At 73.0% G+C, this 18631-nt stretch carries 16 protein-coding genes; 6 read left to right on the top strand and 10 right to left on the bottom strand.

The window, feature by feature from the left end; genetic code table 11:
* The first annotated feature begins 210 nt into the window (after positions 1-210).
* Positions 211-2016 (top strand): sigma-70 family RNA polymerase sigma factor, encoded by a 1806-nt coding sequence (locus tag QJ852_02350; protein ID WGX97284.1) that lies wholly within the window; start codon positions 211-213, stop codon positions 2014-2016.
* Between the two features lie 57 nt (positions 2017-2073).
* Here the strand turns inward: QJ852_02350 and QJ852_02345 are convergent, their stop codons facing one another.
* The 4 genes from QJ852_02345 to QJ852_02330 all read right to left on the bottom strand — a co-directional run bounded on the left by QJ852_02345 (position 2074) and on the right by QJ852_02330 (position 5889).
* A complete protein-coding gene (locus QJ852_02345) occupies positions 2074-2451 on the bottom strand; it encodes a DUF202 domain-containing protein (protein WGX97283.1) in 378 nt (125 codons plus the stop codon).
* A gap of 33 nt (positions 2452-2484) precedes the next feature.
* Positions 2485-3492 (bottom strand): formylglycine-generating enzyme family protein, encoded by a 1008-nt coding sequence (locus tag QJ852_02340; GenBank protein ID WGX97282.1) that lies wholly within the window; start codon positions 3490-3492, stop codon positions 2485-2487.
* A 16-nt stretch (positions 3493-3508) separates the two neighbouring features.
* Positions 3509-4918 carry a sulfatase gene (locus tag QJ852_02335; GenBank protein ID WGX97281.1) on the bottom strand — a complete coding sequence of 470 codons (1410 nt, stop codon included), beginning with the start codon at positions 4916-4918 and terminating at the stop codon, positions 3509-3511.
* Between the two features lie 143 nt (positions 4919-5061).
* Positions 5062-5889, bottom strand: coding sequence for a helix-turn-helix transcriptional regulator (locus QJ852_02330; protein WGX97280.1), 828 nt, complete (start codon positions 5887-5889; stop codon positions 5062-5064).
* Between the two features lie 358 nt (positions 5890-6247).
* On the opposite strand from QJ852_02330, the gene QJ852_02325 reads away from it, so the two are divergent.
* The 5 genes from QJ852_02325 (at position 6248) to QJ852_02305 (ending at position 12251) form a co-directional block, all read left to right on the top strand.
* Positions 6248-6508, top strand: a complete 261-nt coding sequence (locus QJ852_02325) for a hypothetical protein (protein ID WGX97279.1) — start codon at positions 6248-6250, stop codon at positions 6506-6508.
* A gap of 84 nt (positions 6509-6592) precedes the next feature.
* Positions 6593-7252 carry a hypothetical protein gene (locus tag QJ852_02320; protein ID WGX97278.1) on the top strand — a complete coding sequence of 220 codons (660 nt, stop codon included), beginning with the start codon at positions 6593-6595 and terminating at the stop codon, positions 7250-7252.
* Between the two features lie 116 nt (positions 7253-7368).
* Positions 7369-8277, top strand: coding sequence for a LysR family transcriptional regulator (locus QJ852_02315; GenBank protein ID WGX97277.1), 909 nt, complete (start codon positions 7369-7371; stop codon positions 8275-8277).
* 90 nt (positions 8278-8367) lie between these two features.
* A complete protein-coding gene (gene aceE / locus QJ852_02310) occupies positions 8368-11019 on the top strand; it encodes a pyruvate dehydrogenase (acetyl-transferring), homodimeric type (protein ID WGX97276.1) in 2652 nt (883 codons plus the stop codon).
* Positions 11020-11030: 11 nt separating this feature from the next.
* The gene (locus QJ852_02305; protein ID WGX97275.1) at positions 11031-12251 is read left to right on the top strand and encodes a 2-oxo acid dehydrogenase subunit E2; all 1221 of its coding nucleotides are present in this window, start codon (positions 11031-11033) and stop codon (positions 12249-12251) included.
* A gap of 70 nt (positions 12252-12321) precedes the next feature.
* On the opposite strand, the gene QJ852_02300 is transcribed toward QJ852_02305, so the two are convergent.
* From QJ852_02300 to QJ852_02275, 6 genes are all read right to left on the bottom strand, one after another.
* A complete protein-coding gene (locus QJ852_02300) occupies positions 12322-13800 on the bottom strand; it encodes an aspartate ammonia-lyase (GenBank protein ID WGX97274.1) in 1479 nt (492 codons plus the stop codon).
* On the bottom strand, positions 13797-14948 hold the full coding sequence (locus QJ852_02295; protein ID WGX97273.1) for a M20 family metallopeptidase: 1152 nt from the start codon (positions 14946-14948) through the stop codon (positions 13797-13799). Before QJ852_02295 ends, QJ852_02300 begins: the two co-directional genes overlap by 4 nt.
* Positions 14938-15600, bottom strand: coding sequence for a DUF1028 domain-containing protein (locus tag QJ852_02290; protein WGX99519.1), 663 nt, complete (start codon positions 15598-15600; stop codon positions 14938-14940). The genes QJ852_02295 and QJ852_02290 overlap by 11 nt, the downstream gene beginning before the upstream one ends.
* Positions 15601-15602: 2 nt before the next feature.
* Positions 15603-16031, bottom strand: a complete 429-nt coding sequence (locus tag QJ852_02285; GenBank protein WGX97272.1) for a RidA family protein — start codon at positions 16029-16031, stop codon at positions 15603-15605.
* Positions 16028-17329 (bottom strand): NAD(P)/FAD-dependent oxidoreductase, encoded by a 1302-nt coding sequence (locus QJ852_02280; GenBank protein ID WGX97271.1) that lies wholly within the window; start codon positions 17327-17329, stop codon positions 16028-16030. Before QJ852_02280 ends, QJ852_02285 begins: the two co-directional genes overlap by 4 nt.
* 251 nt (positions 17330-17580) lie before the next feature.
* The gene (locus QJ852_02275) at positions 17581-18618 is read right to left on the bottom strand and encodes a carbon-nitrogen hydrolase family protein (protein ID WGX97270.1); all 1038 of its coding nucleotides are present in this window, start codon (positions 18616-18618) and stop codon (positions 17581-17583) included.
* Between the last annotated feature and the right edge of the window lie 13 nt (positions 18619-18631).

The following is an 18631-nucleotide window of genomic DNA, read 5'->3' as shown; positions in this document are numbered from 1 at the left end:
CTGGAGTGACTCGGACACGGCGCCACTCACGCGGCGCTACAGACCTGGATGCGCCGGTCCGCCGAACATCACGCAGAACCTGAAACTTTTACCGTTGGGTCGCGAAAGCTCGCTGACCTCGGGGTAGGGCGCCTACCATGCGAGGGAAGACGCGACAGTTGTCGCGAGGGGATCGGGGCTCAGCCGCCCTGATCGGGGGGACCACACGACATGCATGACCGCGCGCCATCGAGCGACGACGCGGCGACGCTCTACCACGACCACGTCGACGACGCTCGCCGACTGGCCACGATCCTCGTCGGACCCGACGAGGCCGAGGAGCTCGTCGCGGAGTCCTTCGCGCGCGTGATCGCCCGGCTCCGTGCCGAGCCCGGCACGATCGCGGACTTCCGCGCCTACCTCCACGTCACCATCCGCAACGGCTTCCGGGAGGGCTACCGCCGGCCGACCGAGCGGCCGGCGTCCGACCAGGAGTGGCTGCTCGACGCCGCGGTGCCGCCCGTGGACGCCGTCCTCGACGGGGTGGAGGCCGACACCGCGCGCGAGGCCTTCGCGACGCTGCCCGAGTCCTGGCAGCGGGTCCTGTGGCACGTCGAGGTCGAGGGCCGCAAGCCGGTCGAGGCCGCGCAGATCCTCGGCATGCGGCCCCGCGCGGTGTCCTCGCTGGCCCACCGCGCCCGTGAGGGGCTGCGCCAGGCCTACCTCGACCGGCACCTGGACGGCGCCCCGCTGGGCGAGGGCTGCTCCTGGGCCCGGCCCCGGCTGAGCCGCCACGTCCGCGGTCGGCTGACCGGCGGCGCCCAGGCGCGGATGACCACGCACCTCGCCTCGTGCGCCGAGTGCAGCGCGGCGTACCTGCGGCTGACCCAGCTCAACACCCGGCTCGCGGCGCATCTGTTCCCCGTCGTACTGCTCGGCGCGCTGCCCGCGGCGGTCAAGCCGGCCGCCTGGCTGATCGGCGGGACCGCCGCCGCGACCGGCGGCCTCGGCGGGCTCCTCGGCGCGCTCCCCCTGCCACGCACCGGCACGCTCCGGATGGTGCTCGCCACCGGCGCCGCGGTCAGCGCCGTCGCCGCGGGCACCGGCGTCGTGCTGTCCCAGACGGACACCGACGGTCCGGCCGTGGCCGGCGCGCCGTCGACCACGACGCCGCCGGCTTCGGCACCGGCACCCGATCCGGTCGTGACGGCCCCACCGGCCCCGCCGGCCGCCCCGGACGACGCCTCGACCGTCGCGCCGCCGCTCACGCCCCCGACCACGCCTCCGGTGGCACCACCGGTCGCGCCACCGCCCGCCCCGGCACCGCCGGCACCGACCGGGACGGCGCCCGAGCCCGCGAAGCCCGCGCCGAGCCCGTCCGTGCCACCGACCAGCACTCCCGCCGGGACGGTGACGCCCACGGTGGTGCCACCGGTGACGGTGGTGCCGGTGGCCCCGACAGCGGCCCCGGTCGCCGAGTGCGACACCCCCGGCCGGCTGGCGCTGCCCGTCACCGAGGGCGTCCGCTACGAGCTCGTCGAGGGCGACGGCCGGACCGGACCGTGGACCGTCCTGGCCACCCCGGTGCCCGGCTACCTCTTCGCGCCCGACGCGCCGACCCGGTTCACCGGCGACCTCGGTCAGCCCGCGCCGTGCACGCGGCTCGGCGAGGTCACCGTGACGCCCGCCGCGGAGCTCGGCCCCGGACGCTGGCGGCTGAGCGTCGCGCCCGAGGTCGCCGGAGGCCCCGCGCGCGTGCTACGTGTCGTCGTCACGCTCACGCGCTCGGTCCTCTACCAGCACACCTCGTGGCCGGACGGCTGGACCTGCCCCGCGCTCGCCGAGATCGGTGTCGCCACGCCGTGGAGCCCGCTCGACTGCGTCTTCGCGTACGACGCCGCCGCGCCCGGGCCCCTCGAGGTGCTCCTGCTCGCGCCCGCCGACGCCGTCGCGCCGCAGGACTTCGTGTCCGAGGTGCTGCTCTACGCCGACGAGACCCTGGTCGGCTCCGCCACCGTCACCGGCCCGACCCCCTGACCGATTCATGCCGAGGTCGGGCAGGCTCGGCCTGCGCGATCGCCGGGAATCGGATCATCAGCCCTGGACCAGGCCCACCACGAGGATGACGACGGTCCCCGCCAGCATCGCCGCGAGCAGCGCGCCGCCGACGAACCCGGGCAGGCTCCGCCGCAGCCGGAGAGCCCGCTCGTTGGACCACCAGCCGACCCAGCCGCTCGCCACCGCGACGACGGCGCACGCGGTCAGCGCGATCGCGGCGCTCTGCCGACTCCACGAGGCGAGGGGCAGGTCGAAGGCGACGAGCGCCGCCGCCGCGCCGAGCAGACCGAGCGCGGTGCGGATCCAGGCCAGGAAGGTCCGCTCGTTGGCCAGGCTGAACCGCGGGTCGGGCTCCTCGCCCCGGGCGTAGACCGACGCCGGGAACCGGGCGAACCTGCCGCTGCTCGTCTCCATGTGCGGTGCTCCTTCGTCCTCTCGCGACAGCGCTCAGGCGTCGTCGTTGGCGCAGCGGAAGCCGGTGTTGGCGGTACTGGACTCCGGCGTGTTCGCGGACCGGGCCGCGACCCGGTAGCGCGAGCAGTACGAGTCGTGGCACAGGAACGAGCCGCCCCGGATCACCCGGGCCTGCCCGTCGGCGGGACCGACCGGGTCCGCGACGACCCCGCCGCCGGCGCGCACCCGGTCGGCGTACGTCGTAGGGGAGAACCAGTCGGCGCACCACTCCCAGACGTTGCCGACCATGGACCACAGTCCGCGCTGCCCGACGTAGAACGACTTCGCGGGCGCGGTGGTGCGATAGCCGTCGTCGGCCGTGTTCTGCACGGGGAACCGGCCCTGCCAGATGTTGCACAGCCACCGTCCGCGCGGCGTGAGCTCGTCACCCCAGGGGAAGCGCGCCGCCGGCCGGCCGTCGCGCGCGGCGTACTCCCACTCCGCCTCGGTCGGCAGCCGCTTGCCCGCCCAGGCCGCGTAGGCGGCGGCATCGCGCCAGGAGACCTGCACGACCGGATGGTTCTGGCGCCGGGCGATGTCCGACCGGGGGCCCTCCGGGTGCCGCCAGTCCGCGCCGCGGACCTCGCGCCACCACGGCGTCGCCACGGGAGCGCCCAGCACGTCCTGCGGCGCGGCGGCCACGTCGAGGTGGAACACCGCGGAGCTGCCGAACCGCTCGGCGTCGGTGACGTGCCCGGTCTCGCGGACGAAGGTGCCGAACTGGGCGTTGGTCACGCTGGTCTCGTCCATCCAGAACGGTCGCAGCGCGACCTCGTGGACCGGTCCCTCGCCGTCGGCCGGATAGCCCTCGCCGAAGTGGTCGCCCATCTCGAACCGGCCTGCGGGCAGCCGGACCTGGCCGCGCACCGAGCGGTCCCGCGGCGGACGAGGAGCCAGAGGGACCTCGGCCGGGCCGGGGCCCACCGGAGCGGAGCCGGGCGCCACCGACGGGCTGCAGCAGGAGGCCTCGCCCCCTGCCGTGCCCCGTTCGCTCGCGGCCATCCGGTCCTCCCTCCGCTCAGCTCTCCGCCGGCGCGGTCGGCACCATGGTGGAACGCCAGCTGCCGCCCGGACCGGTGCTGGATCCCACCGGGGTGAGCACCTCGTCATAGTGGCCCAGCCCGTCCCGCTCCACATAGTGCTCGGCGGGCAGGAACTCGTCGCCGAGCCGGTCGAGCCACTCGTCCAGCAGCGCGCTGAGCTCCTGGCGGACGGGGGCGTGCGTGGGGTCGTCGACCAGGTTGGCCAGCTGGTGCGGATCGGCCTGGTTGTCGTAGAGCAGCCAGTCGCCGTCGAGCGAGCGCACGTAGGTGTGCCGCGCGGTCCGGACGCCGCGGTAGGGACCGATGCCATAGGTGCGACCCCACAGGATGGGCACCGGCATCGACAGGAAGGCCGATTCCAGGGGCCCCTCCGCGAAGACGTCGCGGCCCTCGCAGGTCTCGGGTACGTCGAGGCCGCACAGTCCCAGCAGGGTCGGCATGATGTCGGCCGAGTTGATGACGGAGGGGTCGACGCGGCCCTCGGAGCCCAGCGCCGCCGGGTATCGGAGCAGGAACGGGACCCGGATCGACTCGTCCCACGGGCACGTCTTGACGTCGTGCTGGATGCCCTGGGAGCCCATCATGTCGCCGTGGTCGGAGGTGAACACGACGATCGTGTCCTCCGCCGCACCGGACCGCTCGAGGTGGTCGAGCAACTGCCCGATGCAGTCGTCCAGGGCGGCCATGTGCGCGTAGTAGCCCCGCAGCGCCGCCACCGAGTCGGCGGCCAGCTCGTCGGGGACGTTCGGGGGGAGCTGGATCGCCGCGTCGGCGTACCGCTCCCGGTAGGTCTCGGGCGCCGTGTGCAGCGGGAAGTGCGGCGGCCCGTAGGCCAGCATCAGCAGGAAGGGCTGGTCGGGATCGCTCGCGCTCACGAACGCGCAGGCGTCGTCGGTCTGCGACTGCGCGTCATAGCCCTCCCACACCTGGACGGCCGGGTCGTCGTCGACGTAGTAAATCGAGTTGTTGTAGTCGTGCGTGCACTCGGTCCCCTTCCAGTAGTCGAAGCCGAACTGCTTGTCGCGGGGGACCGGGAGCCGGCGCCGGCCGTAGAAGCCGTCGGGGCTGCCGTAGAGGTGCCACTTGCCGATATATCCGGTGCGGTAGCCGGCGTCCTGGAGGCTCTCGGCGAGCGTGGGCCCCTGGGGAACCAGCTCGACGTCATTGATGTAGACGCCGTGGGTGAGCGGGAACTGACCGGTGATCATGCTGGCCCGGGAGGGACAGCAGACCGGGCTGCCGGCCACGGCGTTCTCGAAGTCCACCGACTCCGCCGCGAGGGCGTCCAGGCGCGGTGTCGCGACATTGGGGTCGCCGCGGTAGCCGATCGACTGGCCCCGCCACTGGTCGGCCAGGACGAAGATGACGTTGGGCCGCTTGTCCATGCTGTGCTCCTGCCCCGTGCGCCGGCGCCCCGACGGGCGCGCCGACACCGCCGATCCGGCGGCGCCGACATGCCGATCCTGGAGCACCCGCCACCGGACGTCAAGGATACGAACCCAAGTTCACATACATGAACATGAATGGATCAGCCGGACCCCGTGGTACGCCGCAGCCCGTCGCCCGCCTGGCTGATCCGCACCAGCATCGCCGCCGAGGGCACCACCGAGCCGGAGACATAGGTCGAGAGCCGCGACTGCGACGTGCCGATCAGCCGGGCGAACTCGCGCTGGGTGACTCCGGCCCGGGCGATCGTGCGCCGGATGTGGTCGGCCACCGCGCCCCGCTCCTGGGCCACGGCGTCCTGCTGCGCCCGGTCGACGAGGGCACGGAGGCAGGCGAGGGCGAAGGCGTCGCGGCGCGGGTCGAGCAGGGCGATCCAGTCCGCGCCCGGACCGGCCCACGGCTCCGCCGCGATCGCCGCGACCTGGCGTCGCCAGGAGGGCAGATGGCCGTCATGGAGGGCGCCGAGGACGTCGGCGCGGGACGTGGCCGGCGGGGGCGTCCCGGCCCGCTCGCCACGCTGCAGCACGAGCCGGGTGACCAGCTCGGCGTACAGCGCTCGATCGGCGTCGGCCTCGCCGGCGCCGTCCTCGTGCCACGCGGCCCGGGCCAGCCGGGTGACGAGCGCCGTGGTGCGCGGGCGGGTCGCGGCCGGGTCGATCGGCGCGAGCACCTCCTCCTGCAGGTCGGCCAGCCGCGCGGTGCCGAGCTGGCGCGCCAGGACGGCGACGTCGGCGAGGTCGGCGGCGTCCTCGAAGACGATCAGGGCCAGTGCGTTGGCGAGCGCCACCCGGCGAACCTGATGGCGTGGCCCTTCGGCGGGCCGGATCGCCCACTGCCCCCGACGCCACAGCCGGCGCAGCGGCGGATTGCCCCGCTGCCGCTCCTCACAGTGCTCGACGATGCTCCACATGCGCCCCTCCCCCATCGGCGCCGCGGTCTCCCCACCGATGACGCTGACGCCAGTGTCCCCGATCGGGCCAAGATCACGCCCACGGGCTCCGGCGCGGGGCGATCTGGCTCACGGCCCCGAGGCCGCGATACCTCATCAGAGAACCGCAGGTGCCGATCGCGTGTCCGCGTCGGGCGGCGTGGGTAGCGTCGTCGGCACGCACCGCTCTCGCGGTGCCCGGCTCGGGAGATCTGAAGACCCAACGGCCTCCCCGCCCACACCCATCGGCAGGAAGCCTTGAACCCGAGGGGAGCACCATGCGGAAGACGACCACCGGCGCCGACACCGGCGCGACGAGGGTCCGGACGAGGGCCCGGCGATGACCCAGGCGCCGTACGACCGGGCGGCCCGTGCCCTCCGGCTCGCGCTCGAGCGCGCCAACGGCGCCGCCGACCGCCTCACGCGGCAGTGGGCCGCCGGCGTCGTGCCGAGCGAGGACGACATCACCGTCTACCGCCGGCTCAGCGCCGCGCTCGCCTACGCCGAGGCCGTGTGGCAGGTCGAGGCCGGGCAGCTGATCCCCGCCAGCGCCGAGCAGCTGCGCCACCACGGCACCGAGCCGAAGGCCTCACGCCACTGACCCCCGCACGTCGGTGCGGCAGCGATCTCTGGGGGAATCGTTGCCGCACCGCGACTCCGGGCGCGCTCGGGCAGAATCGGGCGCGTGCTGCTGCGCGAGGTGACCGGGTCGATCGCCGACTTCCATGCCCGTCCGATCCCCGATGACCTGGCGGCGGCCGAGGTCTGGTCGTTCGCCCCGTCCGGGCCGGCGCTGGTCCTCGGCAGCGCCCAGGACCACACCGTCGCCGACACCGCGGCGGTGGCCGCGGCGGGGGTGGACGTCGTGCGCCGGCGCAGCGGGGGCGGCGCCGTGTACGTCGACCCGGACCGGTGCGTGTGGCTCGACGTGGTCGTGCCGCGCCACGACCCCCGCTGGAGCGACGACGTCCGCGCGTCGGCGTACTGGCTCGGCGAGGCCTGGCAGCGGGCGCTGGCCACGATCGGCGTGGCGGCCGAGGTCTATCGGGGCGGCCTGGAGCAGACGCCGTGGGGACGACTGGTGTGCTTCGCCGCGCTCGGGCCCGGCGAGGTGATCGTCGAGGACCGCAAGCTCGTGGGCATCTCGCAGCGCCGCACCCGCGCGGGCGCCCGGTTCCAGTGCATCACCTACGAGCACTGGGACCCGTACGACGTCCTCGACCTGGTGGCCCTGACGCCGGCGGACCGGCAGGCCGCGGGTGCCGACCTCGCCACCCGGGCGACCGGCGTCGGCCCCCACCTCGCCGCGCTCCGCATCGCCGTCCTCGACGAGCTGCGGGGCTGAGCCGGCCCGGGTTCTCCGTCGTACCCGGCATTCAGGTCGCGGTTCGGGCCATTCGGCGACCCGAATGCCGGGTACGACACGTTGGCGGGCGACCCATGCGCTGGGAGCATGGAGTCATGGAGCTCGACACGATCCGCGCATTCCTGGCGGTGGCCGACGGCAGCACGGTGACCGAGACCGCCGCGCGGGTGCACCGCACCCAGCCGGCGGTCTCACGCGCACTGGCCCGGCTCGAGCGCGAGGTCGGCACCCCGCTCTTCCAGCGGATCGGGCGCGGGCTCACCCTGACACCGGCCGGGCGCGAGCTGGCCCGGCACGCCCGCGAGACGATCGACGCGTACGAGCGGGGGGTGCGGTCGGTCCAGGACCTCACCGCGCCGGACGCCGGGTTCGTCCCGGTGGCCTTCCTGCACACCCTCGGGACCTGGCTGGTGCCCGCGCTGATCCGCAGCTTCCACGCCGAGCGCCCGCAGGTGCGCTTCGACCTGCGCCAGCACGGCGACGCGGGCCTGGTCGACGACCTGCTCGGCGGCCTGGTCGACCTCGCGATCACCGGGGACCGGCCCGAGCACCCCCAGCTCGAGAGCCGACGGCTGTTCCTCGAGCCGCTCCGGCTCGTCGTGCCGCCGGACCACCGGCTGGCCGGACGCCGGACCGCGCCCGGTCACCGCACGGCGCGCCTCGCGGACGTCTCCGGCGAGCGGTTCATCGTGCTCAAGAAGGGCTTCAGCCTCCGGGCGATCACCGAGGAGCTGTGTGGCGAGGCGGGCTTCACGCCCCGGATCGGTTTCGAGGGGGAGGAGGTCGAGACGCTCCGCGGACTGGTCGCCGCCGGCCTCGGCGTCGCCCTCCTGCCGGAGCCGCGCAGCACCGCGGCGCCCACGACTCCACACCTGCGGGTCACCGACGTCCGGGCGTCCCGCGAGATCGGCCTGGCCTGGGTCAAGGACCGCACGCTGCCACCCGCGTCGGCCGCGTTCCGCGCGCACGCACAGCGGACCAGCCACCAGATCCATGCGCAGTAGGCATCATTTGTCGTCGAACTAGGCATTGGACGCATGTTCGCCCCGGTCAGAGGATGGTGCCGCCCACACCTCCGAGCGACAGGACCCGGGATGAGCGACATCGACCCCGCCGAGACGCAGGAGTGGCGCGACGCCCTCGCGGCCGTGCTCGAGTTCGAGGGTGAGACACGCACGACGTACCTGCTCGACCAGATCCTGGCCGAGGCGCAGCGCCTCGGCACCGCGGTGCCCTTCGTCGCCACCACGCCCTATGTCAACACCATCGCGCCGGCCGACGAGCCGACGCACCCGGGCGAGCGCGAGATCGAGCACCGGATCCGCTCCGCCATCCGGTGGAACGCGCTCGCGCTCGTGCTGCGCGCCAACAAGGACTCCACCGAGCTCGGCGGCCACCTCTCCAGCTTCCAGTCCGCCGCCACCCTCTACGACGTCGGCTTCCAGCACTTCTGGCACGCGCCCACCGAGGAGCACGGCGGCGACCTGGTCTACATCCAGGGCCACCTCTCCCCCGGCATCTACGCGCGCGCCTTCCTCGAGGGCCGGCTCACCGAGGCCCAGCTGGACAGCTTCCGCCAGGAGACCGGCAGCCATGCCGGCACCGGCCTCTCGTCGTACCCGCACCCCTGGCTGATGCCCGACTTCTGGCAGTTCCCCACGGTCTCGATGGGCCTGGGCCCGCTGATGTCCATCTACCAGGCGCGCTTCCTCAAGTACCTCCACGCCCGCGGCCTCGCCGACACGGCGGCCCGCAAGGTGTGGGTCTTCGTCGGCGACGGCGAGACCGACGAGCCCGAGACCCTCGGTGCCATCTCGATGGCCGCCCGCGAGAAGCTCGACAACCTGGTCTTCGTCGTCAACTGCAACCTGCAGCGCCTCGACGGACCGGTGCGCGGGAACGGCAAGATCATCCAGGAGCTCGAGGGCGTCTTCCGCGGCGCCGGCTGGAACGTGATCAAGCTGGTGTGGGGCTCCGGCTGGGACGAGCTCCTCGCCCGCGACACATCCGGCGCCCTCAAGCGCCGGATGATGGAGTGCGTCGACGGCGAGTACCAGACATTCAAGTCCAAGGACGGCGCGTACGTGCGCGAGCACTTCTTCGGCGTCGACCCCGAGCTCGCCGCCATGGTCGCGGACTGGAGCGACGACGAGATCTGGCGCCTCACCCGCGGTGGCCACGACCCGCAGAAGGTGTACGCCGCCTACGCCGCGGCGCTCGCCCACACCGGCCGGCCGAGCGTGATCCTCGCCAAGACGGTCAAGGGCTACGGCCTCGGTGCCGCGGGCGAGGCGATGAACATCAGCCACCAGGCCAAGAAGGTCGCCGAGCCGGCGCTGCGCGCGTTCCGCGACCGGTTCGCGATCCCGATCGATGACGACCACCTCACCGACCTGCCCTATGTGTCGTTCCCCGAGGGCTCGCCCGAGCACACCTACCTGCACGCGCGCCGCAAGGAGCTCGGCGGCTACCTGCCCGCCCGGCGCCGTACGTCGGCACCGCTGGCGGTGCCCGGCGTCGAGGCGTTCGCCGCACAGGTGGCCGGCTCCAACGGCCGCGCGATCTCCACGACGATGGCGTTCGTCCAGATCCTCACCAAGCTGCTGCGCGACAAGGAGGTCGGCAAGCGGGTCGTGCCGATCGTGCCGGACGAGGCACGCACCTTCGGTATGGAGGGCCTGTTCCGCCAGATCGGGATCTTCTCGCAGAACGGCCAGCTCTACACGCCCGAGGACGCCGAGCAGCTGATGTTCTACAAGGAGGACGCCAGCGGGCAGATCCTCCAGGAGGGCATCAACGAGCCCGGCGCCATGTCGTCGTGGATCGCCGCCGCGACGTCGTACTCGAGCAGCGACACCCCGATGATCCCGTTCTACGTCTACTACTCGATGTTCGGCTTCCAGCGGGTCGGCGACCTCGCCTGGGCGGCCGGCGACATCCGGGCCCGGGGCTTCCTGGTCGGCGGCACCGCCGGCCGCACGACGCTCAACGGCGAAGGGCTCCAGCACGAGGACGGCCACAGCCACCTCCAGGCCGCGATGATCCCCAACTGCGTCGCCTACGACCCGACCTACGCCTACGAGCTGGCGGTGATCGTCGCCGACGGCCTGCGCCGGATGTACGCCGAGCAGGAGGACGTCTTCTGCTACCTCACGCTCATGAACGAGAACTACGAGCACCCGCCGATGCCCGAGGGCGTCACCGAGGGCATCCTCAAGGGGCTCTACGAGCTGCGGCCGGCCGAGGGCACGGCGCAGGTGCAGCTGATCGGCTCGGGCACCATCCTGCGCGAGGTGCTCGCCGCCGCCGACCTCCTCGCCGCGGACTTCGGGATCGAGGCCGACGTGTGGAGCGCGCCCAGCCTCACCGAGCTGCGCCGCGACGGCCTGGCCACCGAGCGCTGGAACACCCTGCACCCGCTCGAGGAGCCGCGGACGTCGTACGTCGCCTCCTGCCTGGCGGGTCGGCCGGGCCCGGTCGTCGCCGCCACCGACTACATGAAGGCGTACGCCGACCAGATCCGCGCCTTCGTGCCGGGCAGCTACACCGCGCTCGGCACCGACGGCTTCGGCCGATCGGACTACCGCCGCAACCTGCGCCGCCACTTCGAGGTGGACCGGCACTTCATCGCCGTCACCGCCCTGCGCCGGCTCGCCGACGAGGGCACCGTCGCCCCCGCCGTGGTCGCCCAGGCGATCGAGAAGTACGGCATCGACCCCGACCGGGCCGACCCGGCCCACGCGTGAGGACAGTGACTGTGGACATCAAGGTTCCCGACATCGGCGACTTCTCCGATGTACCCGTGATCGAGGTGCTGGTCACGCCCGGCGCGGTCGTCCGCGCCGAGGACCCGCTCATCACCCTGGAGACCGACAAGGCGACCATGGAGGTGCCCTCGCCCGTCGACGGCACCATCGTCTCGGTCTCGGTCGCCGTCGGCGACACGGTGAGCCAGGGCAGCGTGATCGCTGTCGCCGAGGTCGCCGAGGTCGCCGAGGCCGCACCCGCCGCGGAGGAGCCGGCACCGGTCGCCGAGCAGCCTGCCGTACCCGAGGTAACGGAGCCAGCGACGGCCGGCTCCGACGACGACGGCCTCCGCGCCACCCCGCTCGTGCGGCGGCTCGCTCGCGAGCTCGACGTCGACCTGACCGCGGTCAGCGGCAGCGGCATCAAGGCCCGGGTCACCAAGCAGGACCTGCTCGCCCACTACGAGCGCGGCCTCGCTCCGGCCGGAACCGCCGTAGGTGCGGGGATCCCCGCGATCCCGGAGGTCGACTTCGCGAAGTTCGGCCCGGTCCGCCGGGTCCCGCTCTCCCGGATCAAGAGGCTCTCCGGCCCGCACCTGCATCGCTCGTGGCTCAACGTCCCCCACGTCACCCACGCCGACGAGGCCGACATCACCGACCTCGATGCGTACCGTCGCGAGCTCGACGAGGACGCGCGCGCCGACGGCTACCGGGTGACCCTGCTCAGCTTCCTGCTCAAGGCGGCGGCCGCGAGCCTGCGCCAGTATCCCGAGCTCAACAGCTCACTCGCGGGCGAGGAGCTCGTGCTCAAGGACTACGTGCACATCGGCGTCGCCGTCGACACCCCGGACGGGCTCGTCGTCCCCGTCGTGCGTGACGTCGACCGCAAGGGCATCCTCGAGCTCAGCCGTGATCTCGCCGACCTGTCCACCCGGGCCCGCGACGGCAAGCTCAGCGCGACCGACCTGCAGGGCGCCACCTTCACCATCAGCAGCCTCGGCGGCATCGGCGGCACCCACTTCACGCCGATCGTCAACGCCCCCGAGGTCGCTATCCTCGGCGTCGTCCGCTCGACGATGGCGCCGGTCTGGGACGGGGAGGGGTTCGTACCGCGGCTGATGCTGCCGCTGTGCCTGTCCTACGACCACCGGGTCGTGGACGGCGCCCTCGCCGCCCGCTTCACCGCCCACCTGGCCCACCTGGCGGGGGACGTGCGGCGCCTGGTCCTCTGAGGCGGGACACGGCGAAAGGGCTGGAGTGCGCGACCGCGCACTCCAGCCCTCGACGACACCGCCGGCCCGTTCACCAGCGCAGCGACGCCCCCGCCATCAGGCCCCGCGCCAGCGCGACCGGATCGTCCCCCTCCGGGAGCTCGGGGTCGTCACCACAGAGCACGGACGGCGACAGGAGCGCCGCGAGCTCGGCCTCCCCGAGGAGGCCGGTGGCGAGCACGAGGTCACGCACCGTGCCCTCGCCCCGGAGGGCGGCCTTGGCGATCTCGGAGGCCGTCGCGTACCCGATCATCGGGGCCAACGCAGTCACGACCCCGACACTGCGCTCGACCTCGGCGGCCAGGCGGGCTCGGTCGACCTCGATGCCCTCGATGCAGTTCTCGGTCAGGGTCCCGAGCGCCCGGGACAGCCAGCGGCTGCCTTCGAGGAGGCGGTGGGCGACCAGCGGCTCGAACGCGTTCAGCTGGAGCTGACCGGACTCGGCCGCCATGGTGATGCTGACGTCGTTCCCGCAGATCGCGTAGGCGACCTGGTTGACGACCTCGGGGATCACCGGGTTGACCTTGCCCGGCATGATGCTGGAACCGGCCTGACGGGCGGGGAGACGGAGCTCCCCGAAACCGGCCTGGGGGCCGGACCCGAGCAGGCGCAGGTCGTTGCAGATCTTCGACAGCTTCACCGCGACCCGCTTGATCGCGCCCGAGACCAGGACGAAGACACCGGTGTCCGACGTCGCCTCGACCAGGTCGGCCGCCGGGACGATGGGCATGCCGGTGAGCCCGGCGAGGTGCCGGCAGACCAGCGCCGAGTACGCCGGGGGCGCGGTGATCCCGGTGCCGATCGCCGTTCCTCCGAGATTGACCTCGGCCAACAGGGCACGGGTCTCCCGCAGCCGCGGCAGCTCCTCACTCAAGGTCACCGCCCAGCCGCGGAACTCCCGTCCCACCGTCATCGGGACGGCGTCCTGGAGCTGGGTGCGACCGATCTTGAGGATCTCGCCGAACTCCGCCGCCTTCTCGTGCAGCGCCTCCACACACGCGAGCACCCGGCCGGCGAGCACGTCGAGCGCCTCGACGAGAGCGAGGCGGACCGCGGTGGGATAGACGTCGTTGGTGCTCTGGCAGCGGTTGACGTGGTCGATGGGGTGCACGACGTCGTAGGCGCCGGGCCGATGCCCCAGCAGCTCCAGGGCGCGGTTCGCGATCACCTCGTTCGCGTTCATGTTGGTCGAGGTGCCGGCGCCGCCCTGGATCACGTCGACGACGAAGAAGCGGTCCAGCCGATGGGTCGCGACCTCCGAGGCGGCGCTCGCGATCGCGTCCGCGACGGCCGGGTCGATCAGGCTCAGGTCACGGTTGGCCCGGGCCGCCGCCAGCTTGATCTGGCCGAGCGCCTGGATCAGCTCCGGGTGCGCGTGGAGCGGGACGTCGCTGATCGGGAAGTTCTGCAGCGCGCGGGCGGTGTGGATCCCCCAGAGTGCGGACTCGGGGATCTCGAGCTCCCCGAGGAAGTCCACCTCGGTGCGGGTTCGGTCGGCCTCGGCGCTCATCGTCGTCCTTCCTGACGGTCCTGACGGGCCCGGTCGATCGCCGTCCAGGCGAGGGCCACCGCGCCGTCGTGGACGGCACGCTCCGCCGCGGGCCCGAGGGTGTGCTCGGCGAACGCAGCCTGGTGGTTGACCGCCGGCAGGGAGTCGATGCCGATGTAGGGGTGGATGGCGGGCACCACCTGGGACACGTTCCCCATATCCGTCGACGCCCGGTTCATCCGGGACGCGCGCCCGGAGGTGTCGAACCGCCGCCCCAGTCGCTCGGCGTTCGCGACGTACGACGCGAGGGCCGTGTCGTCCGTGCGGAACTCGGCGTAGGGCTGGGACTCCGGAGCGATCTCGAGCTCGCAGCCCGTCGCGAGCGCGCCCGCCTCGAAGCAGCGGCGGACGCGCGGCTCGATGTCCGCGAGCTCGTCGAGCGACGCGGCCCGCACGTACCAGCGACCGCGAGCGGTCTCGGGGATCGCGTTGGGCGCCTCGCCCGCCTGGGTGACGATGCCGTGGACCCGGGCGGTGCCGGGCAGCTGCTGGCGCAGCAGGCCGATCGCGACCTGGGAGATCGTGAACGCGTCGGCGGCGTTGACGCCGTCCTCGGGGTAGGCGGCGGCGTGGGACGCCTTGCCCCGAAACACGATCTCGGAGTGGGAGACCGCGAAGGGGCGGGCCTCGGCGACGTCGACCGGCGCCGGATGGACCATCATCGCGAGATCCAGGCCGACGAACGCCCCCCGGTCGAGGAGCTCGATCTTGCCTCCCCCGCCCTCCTCCGCGGGGGTGCCGTAGACCTCGACGGTGAGTCCGAGGTCGTCGGCCACCTGCGCCAGCGCCCCCGCGGCGCCGGTGGACATGGCCGCGATGAGGTTGTGCCCGCAGGCGTGCCCGAGACCCGGCAGCGCGTCGTACTCGACGCAGAGCCCGACCCGCAGCGGGCCGGACCCGATCCGGGCATGCAACGCCGTCGGGAACCCGAGGTACGCCGGCGTGACCTCGTAGCCGTAGGACGAGAGGCGGTCGGCCACCCACGCGGCGGCCCGGGTCTCCTCCCAGGCCGTCTCCGGGTGTCGGTGCAGGTCGCGGGAGAGGGCGACGAGGTCGGGCATCAACAGGCCCGCCCGCCGGGCCACGACCTCCTTGACGTCAGAGGTCACCCGGCACCCCGTAGCTCGGAGCGCGGCCGGGCTCGATCGCGCGGGCGACATAGGCGTCCCGTTCGGGCAGCCATCGGCGCAGCAGGTCGCCGAGCTCGGCGACCGGGTCGCCGTCGGACCAGTCGACGCGCAGGTCGGTCTCGTTCCATGCCCGTCCGTGGCGGGTGACCAGGAGGCCGGCCGAGTGCAGCGGACCCGCCTCGCCGCCGCGGTCGAGGGCCGCCAGCAGGGCGCTCAGCAGCCTCTCCTCGAGCTCGCCGGTCGCGTTCTCGAAGGCGGCCACGCCGGCGGCGATCACCGCCTCGCCCGCCAGCAGGTTGCCCGCACCGACGACGCGGTCGCCCCGCACCGCCGCATGGACGCCGAGCACGTGGCCACCGGAGAAGCAGGCACCACCGTCACTCCCCAGCACGGTCAGCTGGCGATACTCGACGAGCTCGGTGGCGGTCGTGAGCCGGTGCAGCGCCGTCTCGGCGTCGCCGTGCCGCTCGAGGAGGTCCAGCAGCCGCGGCCCGAGGCGGGGGTCGGTCACGTTCTGGGAGGCGACCACGCCGACGCCGGAGCGCAGGTGCGCACAGCGGGCGGCCACGGCGGGACTGGACGAGGCGATGGCGATGCCGAAGCCCTGGTCGTCGGCCCCGATGAAGGACATCGTCACGGGATCACCGCGATCGCGTCGACCTCGACCAGCCACTCCGGCCGCGCGAGGGCACTGACGACGAGCCCCGTGGAGATCGGGTGGACCCCCCGGGTCCAGCGGCCGATCGTCCGGTAGACCGCCTCGCGGTAGCGCGGATCCACGATGTAGATGGTCAGCTTGACCAGGTGCTCCATGCGCGCGCCCGCCTCGGACAGCAGCATCTCGATGTTCGCCATCGCCCGCTCGGTCTGCGCCGCGACATCACCGATGCCCACGGACTCGCTGGTGTCGAGGTCCTGCCCGATCTGACCCCGGACGTAGACCGTGTTGCCGGCGACGACCGCCTGGCAGAGGTCGTTCTCGAGCTCCTGCTCCGGGTAGGTGTCGCGCGTGTTGAAGGGGCGGATGCGCGTGTGGCCGCCCGCGACGATCAGGGCGTTCATCGGATCGCTCCCGTCAGGCCGGCCCGCTCGCGCAGGTCCCCTGGTGCCGGCTCCGGCGCGTAGGCGAGATAGCGGCGCTGGGTCATGATGTGGTCGGCGACGTACTTCGCGTCGTGCCAGACGCCCCAGATGAAGCTGGAGCCACGGCGCGACAGCCACGGCAGCCCCAGGAAGTAGACGCCGGACTCGACGGACACCCCGCGCTGCTGCCGTGGCCGGCCCGCCTCGTCGAACGCGTCGACATGGAGCCAGTCGTAGTCCGCGGCGAAGCCGGTCGCCCAGACGATGGTGGTGATGCCCTCCGCGGCCAGGTCCAGGGAGAGGACCGGCTCGGTGAGGCAGGCCGGGTCGGGGCGCGTGGCCCGGGCCTGCGGCTCCTCGGGCAGGTCGAGACCGTGGCGCTCGACGTAGGCGTCGGCGGCGTCGAGGAGAGCCAGGTAGTTGGCGTCGCCGTGGGCGACATTGGCGCGGAGGTCGGCGGCGAACGTGAGCACACCGTCCTGGTAGGCGCTGGTGAGGCCGAGCAGCTCGATGCCGCTCTCCGCCAGCGCACGGAAGTCCACCGTGCGCCCGCCGTGGGCACCGCTGACGGCGATGGTGACGTGCTCGGCGCCCTGGGGCGGGGCGTCGGCGTCCCACAGACCCAGCACACCCAGCCACCAGCAGAAGTCCCGGCTCCGATAGCTCCGCGGCGGGCGCTCGTGCGGTCCGACCGAGAGGAGGACCCGACGTCCCGCGCGGCGCAGCTCGTCGGCGATCTGGACGCCCGACGAGCCGGCGCCGACCACCAGGACGGCGCCCTCCGCCAGCTGCTCTGGGTTGCGGTAGCCGCTCGAGTGGAGCTGCGTCACCACAGCGTCGGCAGGGACGACGGGCGGGATGACGGGCCGCTGGAACGGTCCGGTCGCGGCGACCACGAACCGGGCGCCGATCACCCCGTCGGTCGTCTCGACGTGGAAGCCGGGCCGCCCCGGCCGGCGGCGTACCTCGGTCACCTCGACGCCGCACCGGATCGGAGCATCGATCTTGCGCGCATAGCTCTCGAAGTACTGCGCGACCTGGTCCTTGGTCGCGAAGTCGTCGGGGGCGACGTCGGAGAACTCCATGCCCGGGAAGCGGTCGTGCCAGGCCGGGCCGTTCGCGACGAGCGAGTCCCAACGCTCGGTACGCCACCGCTCCGCGATCCGGTCCCGCTCCAGCACCAGGTGTGAGACGCGCTGGGCACCGAGGTGCTCGCTCATCGCCAGACCTGCCTGCCCGCCGCCGATCACGACGACCTCGACATCCTCATTCGACATTGCCCTACCTCCACATCTCTCGGCGGCTCACCCGCCGCCGGCCCTCGCCGGCGGGGCCGTCCTCACGATCCTGACTGCGTCCCTTGCACATGTCCAACAGATGTTGTTGGCCTTTTGAATCTCTGATTTCGATGCAATGCGGCAGGCTCGCGCGCGGCGTCGACCCGAGCCCGGGCCGGCCACCACGGCAGGCGGGGCGTGGCATCGCCACGCCCCGCACTACCGCCGCGTCGCGGCCGCTCGTCCCGCGCTCAGACGGACGACTCGTCCTCCTCGTCGACGGCGGGCATCGCGCCTGGGGCGGCGGCCATCGCCCCTCCCGCCACGGCCGCGGCACCGTGGTCGACCGGCCGGCGGGGCTCACGGTTCACGACGAGCCGCGTCGCGTCGGCCCGCGCGTAGTGCCCGGCCGGATCCGCGGCCTGCTTCGCGCGACGGATCTCCGCGAGATCCAGGTCCGCCACCAAGATGTCCTCAGCCGTATAGGGCAGCGGGCCCGCGAGCTCCGCCCCCGAGGGCGCGAAGATGGTCGTCGTACCGCCGCCGAGCTCCAGCAGGCACTGCTTCTCGGGGGTGTCGCACAGCCGGGACATGACGACCTCGTCGACGATGCTCGTGCAGGCCAGCACGAAGGACTGACCCTCGAGCGCGTACACCTTCGAGGCCGCCATGTTCGCCTCGACGCCGAGGGCGTAGGCCTGCTCCCGATAGATGGACAGGGCCGGCCAGGCCGCGATGTGGATCTGCTCCCCGGCGGCGTACATCGCGTACTTCGACAGCGGCTGCAGGTGCTCCCAGCAGTTGAGGCCGCCGATCCTGCCGAGGGGGGTGTCGAGGACGAAGAGGTCGCTGCCGTCGCCCTCGCCCCACACGCTGCGCTCGACGTGCGTGGGCTTGAGCTTGCGATGGCGCCCGCGCAGCGAGCCGTCGGCGCCGATGAAGAACAGCGTGCAGTAGAGGCTGCCGCCGTCACGTTCCGTGGCTCCCATCACCACCTCGACGCCCGCGCGCCGGGCAGCGGCACGAAGGGCCCGGAGCTCGGGCCCGTCGATCTCGACGGCGTTCTGGTGGAGCTCGACGAAGTAGTCGCTCCCCCAGGCCGGCGCACCCAGCCAGATCCAGAAGGGGAAGCCGGGCAGCCAGCTCTCGCCGAACGCGACCAGCTGGGCGCCGCGCGCGGCCGCATCGTCGATGAGCTGGATCGCCTTGTCGACCGACTTGTCCTTGTCCATCCAGACGGGCGCGGCCTGCACCGCGGCCACCCGCACGATCGGGTCGATGTGTGCCATGGGTTCTGTTCCT

Source organism: Nocardioides sp. L-11A (genome assembly GCA_029961745.1).
Lineage (GTDB): Bacteria > Actinomycetota > Actinomycetes > Propionibacteriales > Nocardioidaceae > Nocardioides.
Note: the sequence above shows the minus strand (reverse complement) of the source record. Positions and strands in the feature narration are given on the sequence as shown.